Origin of the sequence: Streptococcus sp. Marseille-P7376 (assembly GCF_902460385.1) — a bacterium.
Lineage (GTDB): Bacteria > Bacillota > Bacilli > Lactobacillales > Streptococcaceae > Streptococcus > Streptococcus sinensis.
Map to the genome: position 1 here is coordinate 18,040 of NZ_CABPTS010000014.1, position 22,099 is coordinate 40,138.

The window sequence follows — 22,099 nt, forward strand, 5'->3', positions numbered from 1 at the left end:
AGTTTTATTTTAGTTCAAAAATAACTTCTGCCGTAGGACGAACCAAGCCGCGCTCGTGCAGAGTTTCTGCGATTTGGACAGAATTCCAAGCTGCTCCTTTAAGGAGATTATCTGAAACTACCCACATGTGAATCCCTTTTTCTGCATCTAGATCCTTGCGAATCCGGCCGATAAAGGTTTCTTTCTTACCAACTGCATTAACCGCTTGCGGATAGATTTGATGAGCCACATCATCCTCCAGAACAGCTCCTGGGAAGGCTGCGATAGCCGCCTTGACTTCTTCAATTGGTGCTACTTCTTTGGTCTCGATGTAAACAGACTCAGAGTGGGCAGAGAGAACAGGAATCCGGACGCAAGTCGCAGAAACAGCAATGGAATCGTCTTCCATGATTTTCTTAGTTTCCTTGGTCATCTTCATCTCTTCGTAAGTGTAGTCGTTGTCAGTGAAGAGATCGATTTGTGGAAGGGCATTAAAGGCAATCGGATAATGCTTCTTATCGCCACCAGATGGCAGGATATTAGCCTCTACATCTTTAGGATTAACACCATCATTGAGGATAGAGCGTAACTGCCCCTGAGTTTCAAGAATTGCCCCCATACCAGCACCAGAAACAGCTTGATAGGTGGACACGATGATACGCTCCAGTCCCCATTGTTGACGGACAGGCTCCAAAGCCACCATCATCTGAATAGTCGAACAGTTAGGGCAGGCAATAATTCCCTTGTGTTGATCCAGCGCGTGGGCATTGACCTCAGGAACGACCAGCGGCACATCAGGATTTTGACGGAAATAAGAGGTGTTGTCTACCACCACTGCGCCAGCCTTAACAGCGTATGGAGCGTATTTTGCTGAGGTAGAGCCACCAGCTGAGAAGAGAGCAATATCTACACCTTCAAAGGCTGTCTCAGTTGTCTCTTCGATGGTAATATCCTGTCCCTTGAACTGGAGAACTTTACCAGCTGAACGAGCAGAAGCCAAATAGCGTATTTTATCAATCGGAAGGCTAGATTCTTCCAGCATTTTAATCATTTGAGCGCCAACGGCACCAGTGGCACCAACAACAGCAACTGTATATCCCATGCGATAACCTCTCTGAATTTTCAAAAAATTTGTGTATTGTTAGTATTATACTATTTTTAAGGAAAAATGCAAATATTTCTGAAGAATATGATGTGCATTTTTAGGCAAAATGTTTCTGCTGTTCTAAGCTCAACTTTGACTATAGCGCTCACAACGCTGCGCCTATCAGTATCAATGCCTCTAAGCTCGGCTGCGACCAATGGGTTCGTCTCTCTAGGAGAACTTTCAAAGTTTACAGTTTTTGTCCTTGCGGACAAAACTGCATCCACTGCTCTACGACTCAACTGCCTTCTGCGAAGTTGTTTCATCAAGAGCACTAGCACTCACGACGCTGCGCCTATCAGTATCAATGCCTCTAAGCTCGGCTGAGACAAACCGTCTTGCCTCTCTAAGAGACATAGAAAAATCCCCAATCCGTAGACTGGGGATAAGGGCACTTTCGTGTGATCAGCAGGTTCACACAACTGATCAAGGTCCGCTCCTGCGTTATGACCTCCCATGCTTCAATTTGCAGAAAATCTGCATATCGACTCATCGCACTTATCTATCATAAGCTATCACATAGAAAATGTCAAGAGACAGATTATTAGAATTTTTATAAATACTTACTTCCCTCTCGAATACTAAGCGCAGCCATTTCTGCCCGATGTCGCTGGATAAAATCTCTGACCCAGTCTGGATTGGTTTTGGAATAATCTCTCAGCGCCCAACCGATGGCCTTGTTAATAAAGAATTCTGTTTGACCAAGATTATTCACTAAAATTTTCTCCAAGAGTTCTATGTCTGTTTCCTCTTTTCGAAGCAGCTGATGATCAATAGCCAAGCGCCGCAGCCAGATATCCTCATCGCAACTCCAGGATAAAATAATCTCTTTGGTTTCTGGAAATCGGGCAATGATTGATCCGACCAAGCGATCCAAAAAGTCAATAGTATCCCACCAAGATTTTGTTTGGGCTAACTTTTTCAAATGTGGCAAGTCAGATGGAGTCAAGAGTTTCTTGCGAATCTCCAGATAATCCAACGCAGCATACTGTAATTCTCGATAGGGATTATTCCAAGCTTCATTTATAAAATTCCAGTCAATGACTGAGTCCATCTGATGTTTGAAAAAAGCCTTTGCGAGTTTCCGCCTGGCCGGAGTCTTGACTCCTAGAAACTCAAATTTATTTTTCATATAGGCTTTCATAGCTACCGCATCATCAGGTTTGGCTACCATTTTTAACTCTTCTGCTAATTCTTCTACATTCATAACTTACTCCAGCAATTCGCGGTCATAAATAGTGTAGTCACAGCGGTAAATCACTAGCCGCTTACCGTCAATCAGCAATTCAGAAGTTTTGGGAGCATCGGATTTATCAAGAGAGACGCGGTCACCGGCATAGGCGGCCAGCGGAGTACCATTTTGCGAGCGAATCAGAATAACCTTTTTCTTACCAGTAAACTCGTTTTTAAAAGATGAAATCATGCGATTCAAAACGGGAACTGCATGGCTATTTTCCTCAACATCTGCCGTCTTTTGATATTGAGCAAACACATCTTTCAAGCCTTTTTCTTCTGCAATCAAGGAAGAACCCACATGATCAATCTCATACTTACCCAAGGTGATTTTTAGCACAGAAGAGTCCTCCTTGGAATTTCCTTCCGCATCAACTGAGTCAAACTCCTCGTTACGCGAGATGGACAAGGACTTGCCCGACATCTGGTCAATGAGCTGAGAATTTTCATCGTAGGTTCGAACTGTCATCTCCAGCCCCAGCCATTCTTCCTTGGCATTTTTAAACCAATTTTCAACGGCCTGACAGCCGGTCAAGGTCAAAAGCCCAATACTTAAAAGAGCTATTAACAAGTATTTCTTTTTCATCATTTCCACTCCATTTTTTTTAAAAGTTTAATAGGTTCAGTTACCTTGTCCAAGGACTTTTGCAGCCAAACAATGTCATGCCAACGTTCGAATTTATAGCCAATTTTAGGTAAATGCGCAACTTGCTGATAACCTCGCTTGGCATGAAAAGCTAGGCTATCTTGGTTAGGCAAAGAAATACAGGCTAGAAAATGGATATAACCCATCTGATCTAACATGTCTTCAAGTTTATCATAAAGCTTGCTGCCAACTCCTTTTCCTCTAGCATCTTGGCTGACATAGACGGATAATTCTACCGCCCAATCATAGGCTGCACGTGCATAATAAGTCGAAGCATAGGCATAACCTAAGACTACACCGTCTTCTTCCGCTACCAGATAAGGATATTTTTCCAATATTTTTTCGATCCGATTTGCGAAATCTTCTACGGTCGGAACATCATATTCAAAAGTGATGGCTGTATTCTCTACATAAGGCGCATAGATGGCTAGCAAGGCTGCTGCATCCAACGGCTTAGCTAGTCTAATATTCATAATACCTCCATATTCTTAGCATTTCCACTATTATACCAAAAAAGACTCGTAACGAGCCTTTTAAACCAAGATTAAAATAGACCAATCGCTGTGCCGTCTGCCGCAACATCCATATTGAGTGCCGCAGGACGTTTTGGCAGACCTGGCATGGTCATGACATCACCTGTCAGAGCCACGATAAAGCCTGCCCCAAGTTTTGGTACCAATTCACGAATTGTAATTTCAAAGTTTTCTGGTGCGCCCAGCGCAGCAGGATTGTCTGAGAAGCTATACTGTGTTTTGGCCATACAGATTGGCAGCTTGTCCCAGCCGTTCTTAACAATTTCCCGAATCTGAGTCTGCGCTTTTTTCTCAAAGTTCACTTTTGAACCACGATAGATTTCAGTGACAATCTTCTCGATCTTCTCTTCAATCGTTGAGTCATTATCATAAAGGCGAGTGTAGTGCGCTGGAGTTTCATCAATAGTTTTGACTACAGTCTCAGCCAGAGATACACCACCTTCGGCACCATCAGCCCAGACACTAGCTAACTCAACTGGAACCTTAATTTCTGCACAAAGGTCCTTAAGCGTAGCAATTTCAGCTTCCATATCTGAAATAAATTCATTGATGGCTACTACCACTGGAATACCGAACTTACGGATATTTTCAACGTGACGTTTGAGATTGGCAAAGCCAGCACGTACCGCCTCAACATTTTCTTCAGTAAGTGCATCCTTAGCCACACCACCATTCATCTTGAGCGCACGCAAGGTTGCCACAATCACGACTGCATCTGGAGAAGTTGGTAAGTTTGGAGTCTTGATATCCAAGAATTTCTCAGCACCTAGATCCGCACCGAAACCGGCTTCAGTCACTGTATAATCAGCCAAGCGCAGCGCTGTACTAGTCGCCAAGACCGAGTTACAGCCATGGGCGATATTGGCAAACGGTCCGCCATGAACAAAGGCTGGTGTGCCGTAAATAGTCTGAACTAGATTTGGCTTAATCGCATCTTTCAAGACTAAAGCCAAGGCTCCTTCTACCTCAAGGTCACGAACATAGACTGGTGTGCGGTCATAGCGATAACCGATGACAATGTTAGTCAAGCGCTTTTTCAAATCTTCAATGTCCGTAGCTAGGCAAAGAATCGCCATAATTTCAGATGCAACCGTAATGTCAAAACCATCTTCGCGCGGAATACCGTTCATCGGACTGCCCAGTCCAACTGTCACATGGCGCAGTGCTCGGTCATTTAAGTCAACCACCCGCTTCCAGATGATGCGACGCTGATCGATTCCCAGGACATTTCCTTGATGCAAATGATTATCGATAAGAGCAGACAGAGCATTATTAGCAGTCGTAATGGCGTGCATGTCACCAGTGAAATGCAGGTTGATGTCTTCCATCGGTAAAACTTGCGCGTGACCACCACCAGCTGCGCCTCCTTTGATTCCCATAACAGGCCCCAAAGACGGTTCGCGGATAGCAATCATGGTTTTCTTACCAATTTTGTTGAGTGCGTCAGCCAGCCCAATGGTAATCGTGGACTTGCCTTCTCCAGCTGGAGTTGGATTGATCGCTGTCACCAAAATCAGTTTGCCAACAGGATTTTTTTCAACCTCATGAATTTTATCAAAGCTGAGCTTAGCCTTATACTTACCATATAATTCCAAGTCGTCATAGTTGATGCCAACTTTTTTCACCGCATCAACAATAGGCTGTAATTCAATACTTTGAGCAATTTCGATATCTGTTTTCATTAGGAACTCCTCTATTACTTAATATAACGATTATAACAAAAAATACTTAAATCTGCACGATTAATTTCCATTACATGTATAATGTTCGGTAATTACGTCTTTTGAGTTCTATTGATTTATCATCGTCCATATTCTTTCAAAGAAAAAATTTTGTTCATACGAGACTATTTTGAATGAATTTTATTTTACTTAATTCTTTTTTTCTTGTAAAATAAGGCTATGAACATATTGATTACTTCTGGCGGAACTAGCGAAAAAATCGATCAAGTCCGCTCTATTACCAATCATTCGACAGGCCAGCTTGGAAAAATTATTGCTGAGCATTGTTTAGCTAACGGTGCCACAGTGACTTTACTAACGACTGAAAAAGCTGTCAAGCCTGCCCCACACGAACAATTAACGATTAGAATGATCGAAAATACCAACCAGTTGCTATTGGCTATGAGGGAGCTGGTGCCAGCCCATGATGTACTCATTCACTCCATGGCTGTTTCAGACTACAAGCCAATTTATATGGCAGGATTTGAAGAGGTTCTTGCTAGTTTAGATATGACAGAATTTCTGGATAAAAGCAACTCTCAAAGCAAGATTTCTTCCGCTGATGACTATCAGGTGCTTTTTCTCAAGAAAAATCCCAAAATCATTAGCAAAGTCAAAGAATGGAATCCTAACATTCGATTAATTGGCTTTAAACTATTGGTGGATGTTTCGCAAGAAGAACTGCTTACTACTGCAAGATCCAGCCTAATAAAAAATCAGGCTGAACTGATTGTCGCCAATGATTTGACTGAAATTTCAAGCGGTCTTCACCATGCCCATCTCGTAGGGCAAAACACTGTCACAGAAGCTTTTTCCAAGGAAGATATTGCTGAAAAGCTGCTAGACCATATCCAGAAAGGAGGCAGACTATGATTCAGATCACCCTCGCAGTCACAGGTAGCATTTCTGCCTATAAAGCTGCGGATATTACTAGTCAGCTTGGGAAGTTGGGCTATACCGTGTCTATTCTCATGACGGAAGCTGCCAGTCACTTCATCACCCCACTGACCCTGCAGGTACTATCAAAAAATCCTGTCACCCTTGACATTATGGAAGAACCTTGGCCAGACAAGGTGAACCATATTGAAATTGCCAAGAAGACGAATCTCTTCTTAGTCGCTCCTGCTACAGCCAATACCATCGCCAAACTGGCCAATGGCCTAGCGGACAACATGGTAACCGCTACTGCTCTTGCTCTACCCTCTCATGTCAAAAAAGTCATCGCCCCGGCTATGAATACCAAAATGTACGAAAATCCCTTGACCCAACACAATCTGGAAAGATTGAAACAATTTGGCTGGGAAATAATTGAACCACGTGAAGCTGTTCTAGCTTGTGGGGACCACGGGACAGGTGCTCTGGCCGATATAAATACGATTATAGAAAAAGTAAAGGAAATTATAAATGAGAAAACAATCTAGTGTTGCCCAAATTGCCATCTTTTTTGCCATTATGCTGGTACTCCATTTGCTGAGTTCCGTCATTTTCAATCTGCTGCCAGTTCCGATTAAGCCGACCATTATCCACATTCCGGTCATTATCGCCAGCATCATCTACGGACCGCGCATCGGAGCTATACTAGGAACCTTGATGGGATTGATCAGTGTCGTGACTAATACTCTGGTTCTTCTGCCGACTAGTTATCTTTTCAGCCCTTTTGTACCAAATGGGAATCTTAATTCCTTAATGATTGCTATGGTGCCACGAATTCTGATTGGGATTACCCCCTACTTCGTCTATAAATGGATGAAAAACAAGCCGGGGTTAGTGCTTGCTGGTGCAGTAGGCTCTATGACCAACACCGTCTTTGTTCTTGGTGGAATTTTCATCCTATTTTCAGCTGTTTACAATGGAGATATTCAAGCGATGCTCGCACTTGTTCTATCAGCCAATTCTATTTCTGAAATGGTCATTTCTGCCATTCTTACCGTCGCTATTGTGCCCGCACTTGAAAAGTTCAAAAAATAATCACCCAGTGTGGTTATTTTTCTTTTGCGCTACTATTCATTTTTCAAAAGTATTTCAGGATTTTTTAGGTCGACACTTTCAAAAACTATGAAAATATGTTATAATGAAAGCGATTAAATTAATCAGAAAATCCCTGTGCTCTATCTCAAATCTGAGAAAAGTCGCAAGTTGATTTTCTATCTTAAATATAAAGGAGACTCCACCTATGACTTATCAAGATAACTTCCAAAAATGGCTTGATTTCGCTGAACTTCCTGACTATCTTCGGGAAGATTTAGAAGGCATGGACGAAAAAACCAAGGAAGATGCATGTTATACAAACCTTGAGTTTGGTACTGCTGGGATGCGTGGCCTGATTGGAGCTGGTACAAATCGGATTAATATTTATGTTGTTCGTCAAGCAACTGAAGGATTGGCTCGCTTGATTGAAGAAAAAGGTGAAGAGTTTAAGAAACGCGGTGTAGCCATCGCCTACGATTCCCGTCATTTCTCACCAGAGTTCGCTTTTGAATCCGCTGCTGTTTTGGCCAAACACGGCATCAAGTCCTATGTCTTTGAAAGCCTACGCCCAACACCAGAGCTTTCATTTGCAGTGCGCCATTTGGGGACCTTTGCTGGTATTATGATTACAGCCAGCCATAACCCTGCTCCGTTTAATGGCTATAAAGTTTATGGCGAAGATGGTGGTCAAATGCCGCCTCATGATGCTGATGCTCTAACAACTTATATTCGTGCCATTGAAAATCCATTTACTATTGAAGTAGCTGATGTTGAAGCCGAAAAAGCATCTGGATTGATTGAAATCATCGGTGAAAACGTTGATACTGAATACCTTAAAGAAGTAAAAGACGTGAATATCAATCAACAATTGATTGATGAATATGGAAAAGACATGAAAATCGTCTACACTCCGCTTCACGGTACAGGTGAAATGTTAGCACGTCGAGCGTTTGCCCAAGCTGGTTTTGATTCTGTTCAGGTTGTTGAAGCTCAATGTGTGCCAGATCCAGACTTTTCTACTGTCAAATCACCAAACCCAGAAAACCAGGCGGCTTTCTCTCTCGCTGAAGAATTGGGACACAAAGTTGGTGCGGACGTCCTTGTCGCAACAGACCCAGATGCTGACCGTGTTGGTGTTGAAGTTCTCCAAAAAGATGGTAGCTATCGCAATCTTTCAGGAAATCAAATTGGTGCAATTATGGCTAAGTACATCTTGGAAGCTCACAAGACAGCTGGAACACTTCCTGCAAATGCAGCACTTTGCAAATCCATTGTCTCTACCGATCTTGTAACCAAGATTGCTGAAAGCTACGGCGCAACCATGTTCAATGTCTTAACTGGTTTCAAATTTATCGCCGAAAAGATTCAAGAATTTGAAGAAAAACACAATCACACTTACATGATGGGCTTTGAAGAAAGCTTTGGCTACTTGATTAAACCATTTGTACGTGACAAAGATGCGATCCAAGCGGTATTAGTTGTTGCAGAATTGGCTGCCTATTATCGTTCTCGCGGCTTGACTCTGGCTGACGGTATCGAAGAAATTTACAAAGAGTATGGTTACTTTGCTGAAAAGACTATCTCTGTGACCCTGTCTGGTGTTGACGGTGCTGAGCAAATCAAAGCTATCATGGGCAAATTCCGTGACAATGGTCCAAAAGACTTCAATGCTACTGCCATTTCTGTCACAGAAGACTTCAAGGCTCAGACTTCTACCGCCGCAGATGGTAGCGTTACAGCTTTGACAACTCCACCAAGTGATGTGCTTAAATACACCTTGGCTGATGGCTCATGGATTGCTGTCCGCCCATCTGGAACAGAACCAAAAATCAAGTTCTACATCGCTGTTGTCGGTGATTCAAATGAAGATGCTCATGCCAAAATTGCGGCTATCGAAGCAGAAATCAATGAGTTTATCAAATAAGACTATGCGATAACTAAATTAACCAGAGACCGGATTTTCCTTTCTCTGGTTTTTCATTTCCAAATCAAGCATTTTTTTGTATTTTATGGCATACTAATTCTATCAAAAGAAATGAGGATTTTTATGCAACAATTTGCTCAAAACATTAAAGATTTAGAACTTACAACTGTAGACCGAGCCCGTCAGGCGATTGCTGACAAAGAAACAGCCACCTTCTTCGTCGGTCGTAAAACTTGCCCTTACTGCCGTAAATTCGCTACTACTCTTGCTAGCGTTGTCGCTGATACTAAGGCGCATATTTTCTTCATCAACAGTGAAGAAAGCGGTGAGTTGGATAAACTGCAAGCCTTCCGCTCTGAATATAGCATTCCGACCGTACCAGGATTTCTCCACACTGAAGGCGGTCAAGTCACTGTGCGCTGTGATTCATCCATGACAGCTGAGGAGATTAAGGCTTTCGGCAACCTATAAAATGCTCAAAAAAACTGAGACCAAGTGGTTCTCAGTTTTTTAACTTCGTGTTTGTCTCTGCTCAAATGCTTGCCACATCTTCTGCTGAGGTTTGGCAAAGGGGTAATTGACAAAATCTTCTGGATGAAGCCATAAGAACTCCCCATCTGCTGCATATTGGCTTTCTTTGACCCGGCCATAAGCCAGCTGGATATGCCACTTGCGATGGCTAAACACATGTTGCACTTTTGGAAACGACTGCTGCTGCCAATCGACAGTCAAATCATAATCTTGTTCAAAACTTTCCTGGGGTGATAAACCCAGACTAGGCTGATTTTCAGCAACCTCAAAAAGTGACAGCTGATCTTCCGTTTGAAATTCCTCGACTTCAATCAAGGGAAAATGCCAAAAACCAGATAGCAAACCAGCCGCCTCATTCTTTTCAAGCAAGAATTGTCCCTGTTCATTTTCGATAATCAAGCCCTGCAGATAAACTGGAATCGGCTTCTTTTTAGGTGCCTTAATGGGATATTTGTCCATAGTTCCGTGCAAATAAGCTGCGCTGAATTCTTTAACTGGACTGTCTTCTGGATGAGGATTAACAGGAGATTCGATATCTGACCCCAGATCCATCAGAGCTTGATTAAAATCTCCAGGCCTGTCTGGTTCAATCAATATTTCCATCATCGCCTGAAAAACCTTACGATTGCTAGGTTGACCAATATCTAAGTCTACTTCAAACAATCGGCTCAGCACCCTCATGACATTGCCATCAACTGCGGGCTCAGGCAAACCAAAAGCGATGCTGGCAATCGCTCCCGCTGTATAAGGCCCGATTCCTTTGAGACTGCTGATTTCCTCATAGTTAGCTGGAAAAGTCCCACCAAAATCAGACATAATCTGCTGGGCGGCCACCTGCATATTGCGGACCCGGGAATAATAGCCCAGTCCCTCCCATGCTTTCAGAAGTCTGTCTTCCGGAGCCTGAGCCAGATCAGCTACTGTTGGAAAGCACTTAAGAAACCGCTTGTAGTAAGGGATGACTGTATCTACCCGAGTCTGCTGCAGCATAATCTCAGAAACCCAGATACGATATGGGTTGCTTGTCCGTCGCCAAGGCAAATCACGCTTATGCTCATCATACCAAGCTAATAATTTATGGCGGAAGGAAACAATCTTGTCTTCCTCCCACATCTCAATTCCGTATTTTTTCAAGTCTAACATATCATCTAGTATAGCATAAGAAATTGAAAAAAGGAGTGGAACAGAACTAAACTTTTTTAATTCAGTTCGTCGTTCCACCCCACAAGAGTCAAACAGTCTTTCAAACTGTTTGAGGTTAGAAATGTAGAAAATTTGTTTTCCTCTTTTTGATGCTTTTCCAAGATTGAAAAGCGACGGAAGAGCACCATCAGCACTGAATCATTAGTTTGTTAGATTACAAACTTTGAAGCAGCATATTTTTCCCAGAATCTTTTTCTTAATAGTGACCTACCGCTTGGCTAGCAGTGATCAAAGTCAATTTGTAAACATCATCTGAATTACAGCCACGAGAAAGATCGTTCACTGGATGATTGAGACCTTGAAGAATCGGTCCGACCGCAGAGAAGCCACCCAGACGCTCTGCCATCTTGTAGCTAATATTCCCAGCTTCAATATTTGGAAAGACAAAAACGGTTGCTTGACCAGCTACGGGGCTTCCTGGAGCTTTCAGATCAGCAGTTTCCGGCACAAAAGCTGCGTCAAATTGTAACTCACCATCAATAACTAAATCAGGACGCATTTCTCGGGCCAATTTCGTAGCTTCAACCACCTTGTCCACTTTTTCCCCGAAACCAGATCCTTTGGTAGAATAGCTAAGCATAGCTACCTTAGGATCAATGCCAAATATCTGAGCCGTCAGCGCTGAGTTAACTGCGATTTCAGCTAGAATACTAGCATCTGGATCAATATTGATAGCACAGTCACTGAAGACATAGCGCTCATCACCACGCACCATCAAAAAAGCACCAGATGTACGAGAAACCCACGGAAGAGTTTTTATAATTTGAAGAGCTGGACGGACAGTTGCAGCCGTAGAATGGACAGCACCTGAAACCATTCCATGTACTTTTCCAAGATAGACCAGCATAACACCAAAATAATTGACATCTTCCGTCAGCACTTTTCTAGCTTCTTCAGTTGTCATCTTGCCTTTACGGCGTTCCACCAAAGCAGCAACCATTTCTTCAAAACAAGAGCAGTTTGACGGATCGATAACTTCATAGCCTTCCGTAATTCCTTCGATTTCAAGATAAATGCTAATTTTATCAGGATTTCCCAAAAGGACTGGTGTAATGCTCGTTTCTTTCACAATCCGTTTTGTTGCCTGCAGAATACGAGGTTCTTCCCCTTCTGGTAAGACAATTCTCACTTCCTTGTTTTTTAATGCTTCACGAATAGACTCAAAAATTTTCATTATTTATTAAAACTCCTTTTTCTTCTTAATTTTTAAAATTCTGAATAACCTGTTTAAAATCTTCTGGCAAAGGACTGGAGCGACCGATCTGTTGTCCGGAAAATGGATTATAAAAGTTTAGTAAATGACAATGCAAGGCTTGCCGAGTAATCCCCGCTTCCAAAGTTCCACCATAGAGATCATCCCCTAACAACGGAAAGCCAAGATGAGCGAAGTGCACACGAATCTGATGGGTTCGTCCAGTATGCAGACAAATATCAACCAAATAGATATCACCAAACTGCTCTACAACTTTGTAGCTGGTATGAGCATATTTGCCATCCTTTGTCACACATCTGGTGATGATGCTATCAGGGTCGCGACCAATCGGCGCAATAATATCTCCTTCTGGTTCAAGCTTACCGCTTCCTTTGACCAGCGCATAATAACGCTTTTCAATCATTTTTTTCTGCGGTTGCTTATCTAGTCTTGCATGTGCATAGCCATGTTTCGCAAAGAGCATGAGACCACTAGTATCACGATCCAGCCGTGTCACGATGTGAACCTGCTGATTTTCGTAATGTTGCTGAATATAGTAAGCTTTGACAAAGTTTGCCATCGTATTGGAATGATTGACACTGGGAATACTGGCTAGCCCAGCAGGCTTATCCAAAACTAGAAAATGCTCATCTTCATAAATGATGGATAAATCGCGATTTACGGCTTCTAGAGTTTCAAAGCCTTTTTCAGACGGAATATCTACCGTCACCTTATCGCCAATATCTAGTAAATAGATAGCGTTTTGAGGCTGATCATTGACAAAGATATTACCACCTGCGAACTTCACCTTAGCCAGAAGGCTTTTGGAAATTTCTTGCTTTTTCAAAAATGTTTTAACTTTGACATGCTCATCAGCAATAAATTCAAATCTCATTCCTGACACTCCCCGATAAAGGAGTCTCTTACACGATTCCAGAAACTGGTGTGACTAGGTGAGGCGACAAAGTTGATCTTATGATTATCAATCTGGTATTCAATCCGGACGATATTGTTACAAGAAAATGTCTGGTTGTCAACCGCTACAGTATAGTAATCATTGCGCGTCGGCACCAGCTCAATCTTATCCTTTTTAGGAACGATGACCGAAGAGCCCAAGGTGCGGTAAACTCGATTATTAAGACTGGCAATCTCTGTTACTTGCAAGGCTTCAATCGTCGGGTGCAGGACTGCTCCTCCCAAAGATTTATTATAAGCTGTGCTTCCAGTCGGCGTTGAGACAGAAATCCCATCTCCTCTGAAACGCTCAAAATGAACATTATTAATAATCACATCAACTACCATGGTTCTGTCGGAGCGTTTAATCGTTACTTCATTGAGTGCGCGAATCGTCCGAGTTTCACCATTTTCAAAAGTAAGCTTGACATTTAAAATCGGATAAGAAACCTTTGCTCCTGTGTCCAATTTCAGATTTTCCACTAATTTATCCAGTTCAAAATCTCGATAATCAGTATAGAAACCCAGATGTCCTGTATGAACACCGACGAAGCGGACCTTATCCAGTTGATCTTCATATTTATGAAAAGCTGATAGCAGCATCCCATCTCCGCCGACAGAAATCACGATATCCGGATTTTTCGGTGTCAGGATAAAACCTGCCTTTCTCAACTTTTGCATCAGAGTTTGGAAAACTTCCTCACTCTGTCTTTTGCGATTGCGGATAAGTGCTATTTTTTTACCTGTATTCTTCATCTGTATCGTCACTATTTCCAACACCGTCATTTAGTTTGCGGTGCAGAGGGTCAAAAAGAGCTTGCGCTTCTTGAATGGCATCACGAATGGCTCCCATCTCTTCATCAAGCTGGTAAGCTAGATTGGCCGTTATCTCCAATCGTTTCTTTATTTCCTCTGGAAATTCTCCCTTGTACTTATAGTTTAAAGAGTGCTCAATCGTTGCCCAAAAGTTCATGGACAGGGTACGAATCTGAATTTCTGCTAGAATAACCTTGTTCCCACTAATCGTATCTACCGGATATTCAATAATGACATGATAGCTGCGATAGCCACTGGATTTTTTATGGGTGATATAATCTCTCTCTTGGATAATCCGCATATCTGTCCGCATTCGCAGAACATTTAAGACTTCATTCACATCATCAACAAATTGAACCATGATGCGCAACCCAGCTATATCCTGCATCTCCTGGGCTAGGTTTTCCTCCCGAATCCCGCGAGCAGTCATTTTTTCCTTGATGCTTTCAACATGCTTTACCCGACCAGTTACAAATTCAATCGGAGAATGGCGCTGCTGTTTGCGGTATTGCTTACGAATACCTCGAAGCTTGATTTTCAATTCTCCAACAGCCTGAATATAGGGATCCAGAAAATTTTCCCAATCTAATGTCATATACATACCTTGTCATATTATCATTTTTTGTATAAAATAAACACAATAGTAATTATATCATAAATCGCTTTCAAAAAAAAACGAAAAGGGACTGAAAATGGATTATTTAGAGATTGAATTTAAAACCATGCTGACCGAAGACGAGCATAAAAAATTACTCCCGTTTTTCAAATATATCGAACCTGTTACCCAAATCAATTATTACATTGATTCTGCCGATTTTGCACTTCGTGATGCACGCATAGCATTGCGAATCAGAACCACTCCTTCTGCTACCGAATTTACTTTAAAGATTCCTCAAGAAATCGGAAATCTGGAATACAATCAACTATTGACTAAGCAAGAGACGCAAAAAGTTTTACAAGAAAATCTTTTCCCAGATGGGAAAATTTTAGAATTACTTCGGAAGCAGCAGATTCCTATTGATAAATTGAGAATCTTGGGCTCGCTCAAAACCATCCGTTATGAAAAACAGCATGAAATTGGTCTTTTCGCCCTAGATGAGAACTATTATTTTGATAAAAATGACTTCGAATTAGAAGTCGAAGTCAAGGATTTTGTTGCTGGTAGACAGAAATTTGCAGATTTTTTACAAGAGAAGCAAATTGAATACAAAACAGGAAAAAGCAAAATCGCAAGATTTGCCGAAAACTTGTCAAATAGCTGAAATAATCCTATTTTTTTGGTAGAATAAGAGTTGTAAATCAAAAGAGTCAAAAAGAGGACGGTCAATCTAATGTCAGACAAAAAAAATATGAAGCTTTTTTCCCTCAATTCAAACCACGCAATCGCTGAAAAGATTGCTAAAGCAGTAGGAAAACCTTTAGGTAAGCTATCATCACAGCATTTCTCAGACGGTGAAATTCAGATTAATATTGAGGAGAGCGTGCGTGGCTATGATATCTACATCATTCAATCTACCAGCTTTCCGGTGAACAATCACTTGATGGAATTATTGATTATGGTGGACGCTTGTAAACGTGCCAGCGCCAATACTGTTAATGTCGTCATGCCCTACTTCGGTTATGCGCGTCAAGACAGAACAGCTGCCCCACGAGAACCGATTACTGCTAAGCTTGTAGCAAATATGCTGGTTGGTGCAGGCGTAGACAGGGTTGTTTCTCTGGATCTTCACGCAGTTCAAGTCCAAGGTTTCTTCGATATTCCAGTTGATAACCTTATTACCATTCCGCTCTTTGCCGACCGCTACTGCAGTATGGGATTGACTGGTGAAAATGTGGTTGTTGTCAGCCCTAAAAACTCAGGTGTAAAACGTGCCCGCAGCCTGGCGGAATACCTAGACGCTCCAATCGCCATCATTGACTATGGAGAGGATGAAGCAGGTCGTTCTGAAGGTTATATCATCGGTGATGTTGAAGGCAAAAAAGCTATTTTAATCGATGATATTTTGAATACTGGTCGAACTTTCTCAGAAGCTGCTAAAATTTTGAATCGTGAAGGCGCTATCGAAATCTATGCTGTAGCCAGCCATGGACTTTTTGTTAAAGGAGCTGCTGAATTGCTGGACAATGCTCCAATCAAGGAAATACTTGTTACCGATTCCGTTGACACAAAAGAAAGAATTCCTGAAAATACAAAATATATCACAGCAAGCGAATTGATTGGTGATGCTATCGTACTGATTCAGGAAAGAAAGCCAGTCAGCCCGTTGTTTGCTTATCAAAAAAAGTAGGGGAAAAACCTTGTGATTTATTTAGATAATGCTGCTACGACTGCCTTGTCGCCTGCTGCGATTGAGTCCATGACTAAGGCAATGGCGATCTTTGGTAATCCTTCCAGTACGCACAGCCACGGTCGGGAAGCCAATAAACTTCTCAGACAAGCCCGCGAAGATATTGCTAAAGTTCTGCATACTCAGAGCAAAAATATTCTCTTTACCTCAGGAGGAACCGAGAGTAATAATACCGCTATTAAAGGCTATGCTCTGCATCATCAGGCTCAAGGCAAACATATTGTCACCACTGCTATTGAACACCATGCCGTTTTAGAACCGGTTGAATATCTGGTTGAGCGCTTTGGATTTGAAGCAACGATTGTTCAGCCGGTGGATGGCCAAATCCGAATTGAAGATATAAAAAGTGCTCTCAGACCTGACACCATCCTTGTCTCTGTCATGGCTGTCAACAATGAAACAGGATATATCTTGCCAATTCAAGAAATTGGAGAAATGCTTAAGGATCATCCTGCTGCTTTTCACGTCGATGCTGTTCAAGCCATTGGTAAGCTCCCCGTCTATCCAGAAGAATGGGGAATCAATTTTCTGAGTGCATCAGCCCACAAATTCCATGGACCAAAGGGTGTCGGCTTTCTCTATGCTGACAAGATGGATTTTGATAATTTTATGCACGGCGGTGATCAGGAAACCAAACATCGGGCAGGCACAGAAAATCTTGTCTCCATCATCGGAATGGCAACTGCACTTTCTGAAAGTTTTAATCATTTAGCGGAAAACCTTGAACATGCCCAGCTGTTAAAAGATACTTTGTTGGACGACTTATCAGATATAGATTTTTACCTAAACGAAAGTCAGCCCAGCCTGCCTTATGTTATCAATATCGGATTTCCAAATCACAAGAATGATCTCCTTTTACTCCAAATGGATTTAAATGGATTTTCAATCTCAACTGGCTCTGCTTGTATGGCTGGGGCTGTTCAGCCTAGTCATGTTTTGCAAGCCATTTATGGACAAGACTCTGAACGCTTAAATGAATCCATCCGAATCAGTGTCTCAGACCAGACCACCATCGAAGAAATTAAAGATTTTAGCAAAAAACTGAAAGAAATACTAGGAGGATAAGATGGCTTTTCAAACATCTGTTAGTCTACCAAACTGCGACTTCAACTACTCGCTTCATCCCAATGTTAAGAAATTTACGCTACGCGACAATACATTTGCTGAAACAAAGGTCGGTAATTATGAGCTTTCTCGCTTACTTGAAGCTGTTCCTAACAGCGGTAATGGCTTCCTGCTCAAAATCATCGTAAACAAAGATTTAACTGGATTCAAAATCAACATTACAGACAAATCTGGTTTAAGATTGGTTAATATTTTCAAATCTGAAGACCATCACATTATTCAGCAAAAGTTTTATTTCCTGATGGATAGCTTAGTTGAAAGACAAATTTTTGAAAAAACGCCCCAATAAGCAAAATTCTCGCAATTTTGCTTTTTTCTATTCCGTTTAATTTCCTCATAAGTTAGCTTAATGTTTTACCTATCAAATTAGTTGCATTTTTCACAAACTTTCTATAGAATAGAGATAGAAAGGTCGTGATTTTGTGACAACTGAAAAAAGTAATCCTATTCCCCGTGCTACAGCTAAGCGGCTCTCGCTTTACTATCGGATTTTTAAACGATTTAATTCGGAAAATATTGAAAAGGCCAATTCAAAACAAATCGCAGAAGCTATCGGTATAGACGCTGCCACCGTTCGACGAGATTTTTCTTATTTTGGTGAATTAGGTCGCAGAGGTTTTGGCTATGATGTCAAAAAGCTGATGAATTTTTTTGCCGATCTCTTAAATGACACCTCTATCACCAACGTTATGATTGTCGGGGTCGGAAATATGGGAAAAGCACTTCTCCACTATCGTTTTCATGAACGAAATAAAATGAAAATCGTCATAGCCTTCGATACAGATGATCATCCTGATGTCGGTACAACCACCAGCGATGGTGTGCCAATTTACGGCATTTCAGAAATTAAAGAAAAAGTACAGTCAGGAGATGTACAAACAGCTATCCTAACTGTACCGAGTCTCAAAGCCCAAGAAGTTGCTTCTGTATTAGTCAAAGCAGGAATTAAGGGAATTCTCTGTTTTTCACCTGTTCATCTCACTCTTCCAAAGGAAGTTGTTGTTCAATACGTTGATTTAACAAGCGAATTACAAACTCTCCTTTATTTCATGAAAAAGAAAAAAAGTTGATGCTAATGCTAGAGTAACATAGATTATTTTACAAGTAGACCATTTATTGGAATAACAGGAAACAAAAGAGTGACTTCCAATGTGCAAGTTTTTCAAATAATTTTATCCTGCTTCTGTGCTTAGCTTCGTTTCTCTCAGTGCGAAGTCATCTCCTATAGTTTACGTGCCAAAGGGATTGATATCATTGAACCTCAATTGATGGGTGGCTATTTTTCCAGTGTTCCAAACATAGCTCCCCGAATCTCTGTTTGGAACAATTTGACTATATTTGATGATGCAGTTAATAAACTTTAGATCAAATCAGTTTCTTCACGGTAGCTATAATAATTATTTTTTGAGACAATTAAATGATCTAATAAAACCAAGCCCATCAGTTCGCATGCCTCCTTCATGTGTTTGGTGACCTCATCGTCATTCCTACTAGGCAGAGTCATTCCCGAAGGATGATTGTGCACAAGGATAATTGATGTCGCCAAATGTTTGAGAGCATAATGTAGAATCTCACGCGGCTCAGCGATACTTCTGGTCACCGTTCCCATAAAGATTGTCTGCTGATGGATAATCTGATTTTGACTATTAAGATAAATAGCAACCAAACATTCCTGCTTTTTATCCCCTAATTCGACCTGCATTTTTCGAGCCAGTTTTTGACTTCCAATAATTTGCTCCCTCTGCATCACTTCTGCTTTATTGATGCGGCACCCTAGCTCAATAATGGCCTGAAGCTCAACTGCTTTCACAGGGCCAATCCCTGAAATAGTCTGCAATTCTTGCAAAGTCATATACTTTAAATCATTCAAACTAGAAATAGATGATAAAATCCTTTGAGAAACTTGAAAGACAGTTTCTTTTTTGCTGCCTGTTCGTAAAAATATAGATAGCAATTCCTGATTACTGAGTTTATCCGCCCCTTCTCTTATCAGCCGTTCACGCGGCATGATGCTAATGTCATCCTGAAATGAAATACGATACATAGAAACCTCCTTATTTACTTATTCGAGATTTAATGAAAAAAGAACCCAAATAAATGAATTACATCCAAAAAGTTAGACACAAAATCTATCGATTGGGAGGAGTTCATTTATTTAGGCTATTTTATTCTTAATTGCTAAATGTTATCATATTTATCGCTTGCTGTTGTAACAGCCTCTCTAACGGATTTTGACCATTGTCCCTTAATGGCACTATCTAAGGTATCATTAATTCCATTAATCACCGACTTTCCCTCCTTTGCAATTCTACTAATTGCTCTCTTAGATTTGGACTTAATCGCATCTCGTTTACTAAGGGCATATGGAGCATAGATATTTGTTATCAGAGATTTTTCAATCTGTTTTTGAATAGCAAATAGGCGAGTTCCTAAATCATCGTAGCTTCCTACAGCAAGTACACCTGTAATATCCTCAGTTAATGTTGTTGTCATTTCATCATCACTTTCTTTTACTCTCTAGTTTAATTATTGTCATCTGCAGCTATTCTCCTACGCAGATAAGCCGCCTCTAACTCATCGTCTAGATATCTCCTTTCTCGTCGGAAATCATCATTCTCTTTTAAAAATTCTAGTTCTAATTTTTTTGCGTCCTCATCAAGGCATCTTCCGATAACATTTGATAAGATTCCATCTCTCTATTAAGAATCCCATAAAAATCCTGATCAGCATCCGTAGTTCTCAAATAATGCAATGTTTCTTCGTACTTTTCATCAAGAATATTTTGTATGGCACGACGTGCAGTTTGAAAATAATCATTTCTTTCCTCAAATTCTTGCAACTTTTCTCGATGCCGCTCTTCCAATTCTTCTAATTCTTTAGTTTTCTTTTCGACTTCACGTTGTGCTAATTCAAATTTCTCCATTGATTGAATTCCCCTGCCAAAGATATATCCTCTTCAAGTTTTTTGTTTATACCAGCTGCAATTTTATCTTTCAATTTAGTCATTTCATCTAATATTTGGCTCGCTTTGTTGAGCTTATTTTGTAGAGAGCTTTCTACATTTTCAACCACACTAGTATACGTGACACCACCAGCTTCAAAAGCCGACCTAATCTCATCAGGACTGAGGCTACTGACCATAAACGGAGACTTGGTCGTTTCAAATAGAGACTCTACTTCTTCTACTCCTCTTTGTTTCTCAATCTTAATCTGATCCAAAACTTGCTGAGCAGCATTAACAAGAGCATTTGCACCAATGGTAGCCTGCTCACTGTCTAAAAAAATTTGTTCGTTGCTATTTAAGCCACCTCCGCTTTCTGTGAGTAAGCTTTTCATGCCATAATACCGCAACATTCTAGTTTTTGTTTCTAGGATGAGGGTATTCGCATTTCCTTTTGCAGTATTGGTCACAACATTGCCATTTTCATCAATGAGCTGACCTTTATTATTAAATCTCCAAGTATTATAACTGTGATATTTATCCCCCAGACTATAGATCTTATCTGCCTTTTCTTTCCAAGAAAGTTTATCATCCTGTAAAATTCGTAAAGATTCATCAATAAAACTAGCATCTGTCATATTGACATAAATGCCAACGCCTGTTTTATTCCCCAAAATGTTCCCCAAAAACATATCATTTGGATTTCTAAAGTTACGAAATTGCTCTGGATGCGCCTGCATATATGCTATTTCTTCTTCCGAAAGGATATTATGAATATCTGGACCATTAAAGCCAACATTATTCCATCCCATTTTTAAGGCAGTATAAAGAGCCATAGACTCTCCCAAAGAATGACCATTCGTTGTTATAATGGCATTGGGATTTTCTTTACGAACCTTTTTTTCTACTCTTCGAGCAAACTCTACTGCTGTCTTTGACTGAACATCTACAATGTTTTCGACAAATTCCTTTTTAACACTATCGTTAAAATGTCCTTCTAGAATGCCTTTTCCCATCCCTGAAACCGAGGGGAGACCTGTTATCATTTTATTCGTAAAACCCATACCTAGATTTTCAAGGTCATTCAGAACATCTTTTTTATCTCCAAAATTGGTTCCAACATAAGAAACCACTACCTGACTGTAGTCTACGTTCCCTTTATCATCAATAGGAGCAACAGCCATAGCTTGCATACTATTATCCGTTGGTTCAGCAGAGTTCCCAATAGCATCAATGACTCGGAATTTTCGACCATTAATATTAAAAATATCTCCGATTACTCTTTGATCATCTAAATCTGTTTGTTCTTTGGGATTAAGTTTGTAGGCCTCTTTTGCTAATTTATTATAATCTTTATCTGAAATGGAGGTCATTCTTCTATCTCCTCATAATATTTAATCTTAATATTCTTTAGATTATTTAATTGAGTTGGAACATTCTTTTCATTCAGATGAAATTCCTCAGGATTATAGCTAATAATATACGCGCCACTTGGATCTCCTAAAGTAATTGGTTTTATATAATTATTTGAATTTACCTTAACAGATATAGAATCCCCCGTCCCAAAACCACCTTTATGAAAATTTACAAATTCTATTTTTTTCACATCTTGATAATGATTTACCAGATACAAAGCAATTTGCTCTTCTTCTGTACGAAGTTTCTTTTTATCTTCTGCTGTTAATGTGAAGTCATACTTTTTTTCTACTGTTTTGGACCGGCTATAGGCTGTGATAGTTCCTAAATATAAGAATCCTATCAAAAATATTAAAAGTGATTTATATACTTTCATGATAATTTCCTTTCCTGACTAAAAAAGTACCATACTAACACAAGTATAG

25 protein-coding genes are annotated in these 22,099 nt (G+C 40.7%); 10 read left to right on the forward strand and 15 right to left on the reverse strand.

Annotated elements, in window-relative coordinates; translation table 11 throughout:
- Positions 1-4: 4 nt before the first annotated feature.
- From FZ952_RS07700 to FZ952_RS07730, 5 genes are all read right to left on the reverse strand, one after another.
- Positions 5-1,081, reverse strand: a complete 1,077-nt coding sequence (locus tag FZ952_RS07700; protein ID WP_148881230.1) for an aspartate-semialdehyde dehydrogenase — start codon at positions 1,079-1,081, stop codon at positions 5-7.
- A gap of 595 nt (positions 1,082-1,676) precedes the next feature.
- Positions 1,677-2,330 carry a DNA alkylation repair protein gene (locus tag FZ952_RS07715; RefSeq protein ID WP_148881232.1) on the reverse strand — a complete coding sequence of 218 codons (654 nt, stop codon included), beginning with the start codon at positions 2,328-2,330 and terminating at the stop codon, positions 1,677-1,679.
- Positions 2,331-2,333: 3 nt separating this feature from the next.
- Positions 2,334-2,945 carry a DUF5052 family protein gene (locus FZ952_RS07720; RefSeq protein WP_148881233.1) on the reverse strand — a complete coding sequence of 204 codons (612 nt, stop codon included), beginning with the start codon at positions 2,943-2,945 and terminating at the stop codon, positions 2,334-2,336.
- Entirely contained in the window at positions 2,942-3,475 is a 534-nt protein-coding gene (locus FZ952_RS07725; RefSeq protein ID WP_062198304.1) for a GNAT family N-acetyltransferase, read from the reverse strand. The genes FZ952_RS07720 and FZ952_RS07725 overlap by 4 nt, the downstream gene beginning before the upstream one ends.
- 71 nt (positions 3,476-3,546) lie before the next feature.
- Positions 3,547-5,217: a formate--tetrahydrofolate ligase gene (locus FZ952_RS07730; protein WP_148881234.1), complete on the reverse strand. Its 1,671-nt coding sequence runs from the start codon at positions 5,215-5,217 to the stop codon at positions 3,547-3,549.
- A gap of 219 nt (positions 5,218-5,436) precedes the next feature.
- Here FZ952_RS07730 and FZ952_RS07735 point away from each other — a divergent pair, with 219 nt between their 5' ends.
- The 5 genes from FZ952_RS07735 to FZ952_RS07755 all read left to right on the forward strand — a co-directional run bounded on the left by FZ952_RS07735 (position 5,437) and on the right by FZ952_RS07755 (position 9,619).
- Positions 5,437-6,129 (forward strand): phosphopantothenate--cysteine ligase, encoded by a 693-nt coding sequence (locus FZ952_RS07735; RefSeq protein ID WP_148881235.1) that lies wholly within the window; start codon positions 5,437-5,439, stop codon positions 6,127-6,129.
- Complete coding sequence (gene coaC, locus FZ952_RS07740; protein ID WP_037616942.1) at positions 6,126-6,677, forward strand: phosphopantothenoylcysteine decarboxylase; 552 nt, start codon at positions 6,126-6,128, stop codon at positions 6,675-6,677. The genes FZ952_RS07735 and coaC overlap by 4 nt, the downstream gene beginning before the upstream one ends.
- Positions 6,661-7,224 (forward strand): ECF transporter S component, encoded by a 564-nt coding sequence (locus FZ952_RS07745; RefSeq protein ID WP_037616939.1) that lies wholly within the window; start codon positions 6,661-6,663, stop codon positions 7,222-7,224. The genes coaC and FZ952_RS07745 overlap by 17 nt, the downstream gene beginning before the upstream one ends.
- Positions 7,225-7,429: 205 nt before the next feature.
- Positions 7,430-9,148 (forward strand): phospho-sugar mutase, encoded by a 1,719-nt coding sequence (locus FZ952_RS07750; RefSeq protein WP_148881236.1) that lies wholly within the window; start codon positions 7,430-7,432, stop codon positions 9,146-9,148.
- Between the two features lie 123 nt (positions 9,149-9,271).
- A complete protein-coding gene (locus FZ952_RS07755; RefSeq protein WP_062198329.1) occupies positions 9,272-9,619 on the forward strand; it encodes a PedC/BrcD family bacteriocin maturation disulfide isomerase in 348 nt (115 codons plus the stop codon).
- 39 nt (positions 9,620-9,658) lie between these two features.
- Here FZ952_RS07755 and mutY read toward each other — a convergent pair whose 3' ends face one another.
- The 5 genes from mutY to FZ952_RS07780 all read right to left on the reverse strand — a co-directional run bounded on the left by mutY (position 9,659) and on the right by FZ952_RS07780 (position 14,439).
- Positions 9,659-10,822, reverse strand: a complete 1,164-nt coding sequence (gene mutY / locus FZ952_RS07760) for an A/G-specific adenine glycosylase (protein WP_148881237.1) — start codon at positions 10,820-10,822, stop codon at positions 9,659-9,661.
- A 256-nt stretch (positions 10,823-11,078) separates the two neighbouring features.
- Positions 11,079-12,056, reverse strand: coding sequence for a phosphate acetyltransferase (gene pta / locus FZ952_RS07765; protein WP_062198333.1), 978 nt, complete (start codon positions 12,054-12,056; stop codon positions 11,079-11,081).
- A gap of 25 nt (positions 12,057-12,081) precedes the next feature.
- Positions 12,082-12,969: an RluA family pseudouridine synthase gene (locus FZ952_RS07770; protein WP_148881238.1), complete on the reverse strand. Its 888-nt coding sequence runs from the start codon at positions 12,967-12,969 to the stop codon at positions 12,082-12,084.
- On the reverse strand, positions 12,966-13,784 hold the full coding sequence (locus tag FZ952_RS07775) for an NAD kinase (protein ID WP_187423894.1): 819 nt from the start codon (positions 13,782-13,784) through the stop codon (positions 12,966-12,968). Before FZ952_RS07775 ends, FZ952_RS07770 begins: the two co-directional genes overlap by 4 nt.
- Positions 13,768-14,439 carry a GTP pyrophosphokinase family protein gene (locus FZ952_RS07780; protein ID WP_062198339.1) on the reverse strand — a complete coding sequence of 224 codons (672 nt, stop codon included), beginning with the start codon at positions 14,437-14,439 and terminating at the stop codon, positions 13,768-13,770. Before FZ952_RS07780 ends, FZ952_RS07775 begins: the two co-directional genes overlap by 17 nt.
- 97 nt (positions 14,440-14,536) lie before the next feature.
- Here FZ952_RS07780 and FZ952_RS07785 point away from each other — a divergent pair, with 97 nt between their 5' ends.
- The 5 genes from FZ952_RS07785 to FZ952_RS07805 all read left to right on the forward strand — a co-directional run bounded on the left by FZ952_RS07785 (position 14,537) and on the right by FZ952_RS07805 (position 18,387).
- Entirely contained in the window at positions 14,537-15,106 is a 570-nt protein-coding gene (locus FZ952_RS07785) for a CYTH domain-containing protein (protein WP_148881240.1), read from the forward strand.
- A gap of 69 nt (positions 15,107-15,175) precedes the next feature.
- Positions 15,176-16,132, forward strand: coding sequence for a ribose-phosphate diphosphokinase (locus FZ952_RS07790; protein WP_062198343.1), 957 nt, complete (start codon positions 15,176-15,178; stop codon positions 16,130-16,132).
- Positions 16,133-16,144: 12 nt separating this feature from the next.
- Entirely contained in the window at positions 16,145-17,257 is a 1,113-nt protein-coding gene (locus FZ952_RS07795; RefSeq protein ID WP_148881241.1) for a cysteine desulfurase family protein, read from the forward strand.
- 1 nt (position 17,258) lies between these two features.
- Positions 17,259-17,606, forward strand: coding sequence for a DUF1831 domain-containing protein (locus FZ952_RS07800; RefSeq protein WP_037616915.1), 348 nt, complete (start codon positions 17,259-17,261; stop codon positions 17,604-17,606).
- Positions 17,607-17,739: 133 nt separating this feature from the next.
- On the forward strand, positions 17,740-18,387 hold the full coding sequence (locus tag FZ952_RS07805) for a redox-sensing transcriptional repressor Rex (RefSeq protein ID WP_148881242.1): 648 nt from the start codon (positions 17,740-17,742) through the stop codon (positions 18,385-18,387).
- A gap of 290 nt (positions 18,388-18,677) precedes the next feature.
- On the opposite strand, the gene radC is transcribed toward FZ952_RS07805, so the two are convergent.
- The 5 genes from radC to FZ952_RS07830 all read right to left on the reverse strand — a co-directional run bounded on the left by radC (position 18,678) and on the right by FZ952_RS07830 (position 22,050).
- Entirely contained in the window at positions 18,678-19,361 is a 684-nt protein-coding gene (gene radC, locus FZ952_RS07810) for a RadC family protein (RefSeq protein ID WP_148881243.1), read from the reverse strand.
- Between the two features lie 134 nt (positions 19,362-19,495).
- Positions 19,496-19,810: a hypothetical protein gene (locus tag FZ952_RS07815; protein ID WP_148881244.1), complete on the reverse strand. Its 315-nt coding sequence runs from the start codon at positions 19,808-19,810 to the stop codon at positions 19,496-19,498.
- Positions 19,811-19,952: 142 nt separating this feature from the next.
- Entirely contained in the window at positions 19,953-20,240 is a 288-nt protein-coding gene (locus tag FZ952_RS07820; protein WP_262366348.1) for a hypothetical protein, read from the reverse strand.
- Entirely contained in the window at positions 20,222-21,631 is a 1,410-nt protein-coding gene (locus FZ952_RS07825; protein ID WP_148881245.1) for a lipase, read from the reverse strand. Before FZ952_RS07825 ends, FZ952_RS07820 begins: the two co-directional genes overlap by 19 nt.
- The gene (locus FZ952_RS07830; RefSeq protein WP_148881246.1) at positions 21,628-22,050 is read right to left on the reverse strand and encodes a ubiquitin carboxyl-hydrolase; all 423 of its coding nucleotides are present in this window, start codon (positions 22,048-22,050) and stop codon (positions 21,628-21,630) included. Before FZ952_RS07830 ends, FZ952_RS07825 begins: the two co-directional genes overlap by 4 nt.
- Between the last annotated feature and the right edge of the window lie 49 nt (positions 22,051-22,099).

Excerpts from the sequence above, each read along its gene's own strand:
- FZ952_RS07800 (WP_037616915.1), top strand. The coding sequence starts at position 17,259 with ATGGCTTTTCAAACATCTGTTAGTCTACCAAACTGCGACTTCAACTAC.
- FZ952_RS07745 (WP_037616939.1), top strand. The coding sequence starts at position 6,661 with ATGAGAAAACAATCTAGTGTTGCCCAAATTGCCATCTTTTTTGCCATT.
- FZ952_RS07715 (WP_148881232.1), bottom strand. The coding sequence starts at position 2,330 with ATGAATGTAGAAGAATTAGCAGAAGAGTTAAAAATGGTAGCCAAACCT.
- FZ952_RS07780 (WP_062198339.1), bottom strand. The coding sequence starts at position 14,439 with ATGACATTAGATTGGGAAAATTTTCTGGATCCCTATATTCAGGCTGTT.
- radC (WP_148881243.1), bottom strand. The coding sequence starts at position 19,361 with ATGTATCGTATTTCATTTCAGGATGACATTAGCATCATGCCGCGTGAA.
- FZ952_RS07820 (WP_262366348.1), bottom strand. The coding sequence starts at position 20,240 with ATGGAGAAATTTGAATTAGCACAACGTGAAGTCGAAAAGAAAACTAAA.
- coaC (WP_037616942.1), top strand. The coding sequence starts at position 6,126 with ATGATTCAGATCACCCTCGCAGTCACAGGTAGCATTTCTGCCTATAAA.
- FZ952_RS07700 (WP_148881230.1), bottom strand. The coding sequence starts at position 1,081 with ATGGGATATACAGTTGCTGTTGTTGGTGCCACTGGTGCCGTTGGCGCT.
- FZ952_RS07730 (WP_148881234.1), bottom strand. The coding sequence starts at position 5,217 with ATGAAAACAGATATCGAAATTGCTCAAAGTATTGAATTACAGCCTATT.
- FZ952_RS07735 (WP_148881235.1), top strand. The coding sequence starts at position 5,437 with ATGAACATATTGATTACTTCTGGCGGAACTAGCGAAAAAATCGATCAA.
- FZ952_RS07790 (WP_062198343.1), top strand. The coding sequence starts at position 15,176 with ATGTCAGACAAAAAAAATATGAAGCTTTTTTCCCTCAATTCAAACCAC.
- FZ952_RS07830 (WP_148881246.1), bottom strand. The coding sequence starts at position 22,050 with ATGAAAGTATATAAATCACTTTTAATATTTTTGATAGGATTCTTATAT.
- FZ952_RS07750 (WP_148881236.1), top strand. The coding sequence starts at position 7,430 with ATGACTTATCAAGATAACTTCCAAAAATGGCTTGATTTCGCTGAACTT.
- FZ952_RS07725 (WP_062198304.1), bottom strand. The coding sequence starts at position 3,475 with ATGAATATTAGACTAGCTAAGCCGTTGGATGCAGCAGCCTTGCTAGCC.
- FZ952_RS07755 (WP_062198329.1), top strand. The coding sequence starts at position 9,272 with ATGCAACAATTTGCTCAAAACATTAAAGATTTAGAACTTACAACTGTA.
- FZ952_RS07775 (WP_187423894.1), bottom strand. The coding sequence starts at position 13,784 with ATGAAGAATACAGGTAAAAAAATAGCACTTATCCGCAATCGCAAAAGA.
- FZ952_RS07825 (WP_148881245.1), bottom strand. The coding sequence starts at position 21,631 with ATGACCTCCATTTCAGATAAAGATTATAATAAATTAGCAAAAGAGGCC.
- mutY (WP_148881237.1), bottom strand. The coding sequence starts at position 10,822 with ATGTTAGACTTGAAAAAATACGGAATTGAGATGTGGGAGGAAGACAAG.
- FZ952_RS07785 (WP_148881240.1), top strand. The coding sequence starts at position 14,537 with ATGGATTATTTAGAGATTGAATTTAAAACCATGCTGACCGAAGACGAG.
- FZ952_RS07815 (WP_148881244.1), bottom strand. The coding sequence starts at position 19,810 with ATGACAACAACATTAACTGAGGATATTACAGGTGTACTTGCTGTAGGA.
- FZ952_RS07720 (WP_148881233.1), bottom strand. The coding sequence starts at position 2,945 with ATGATGAAAAAGAAATACTTGTTAATAGCTCTTTTAAGTATTGGGCTT.
- pta (WP_062198333.1), bottom strand. The coding sequence starts at position 12,056 with ATGAAAATTTTTGAGTCTATTCGTGAAGCATTAAAAAACAAGGAAGTG.
- FZ952_RS07770 (WP_148881238.1), bottom strand. The coding sequence starts at position 12,969 with ATGAGATTTGAATTTATTGCTGATGAGCATGTCAAAGTTAAAACATTT.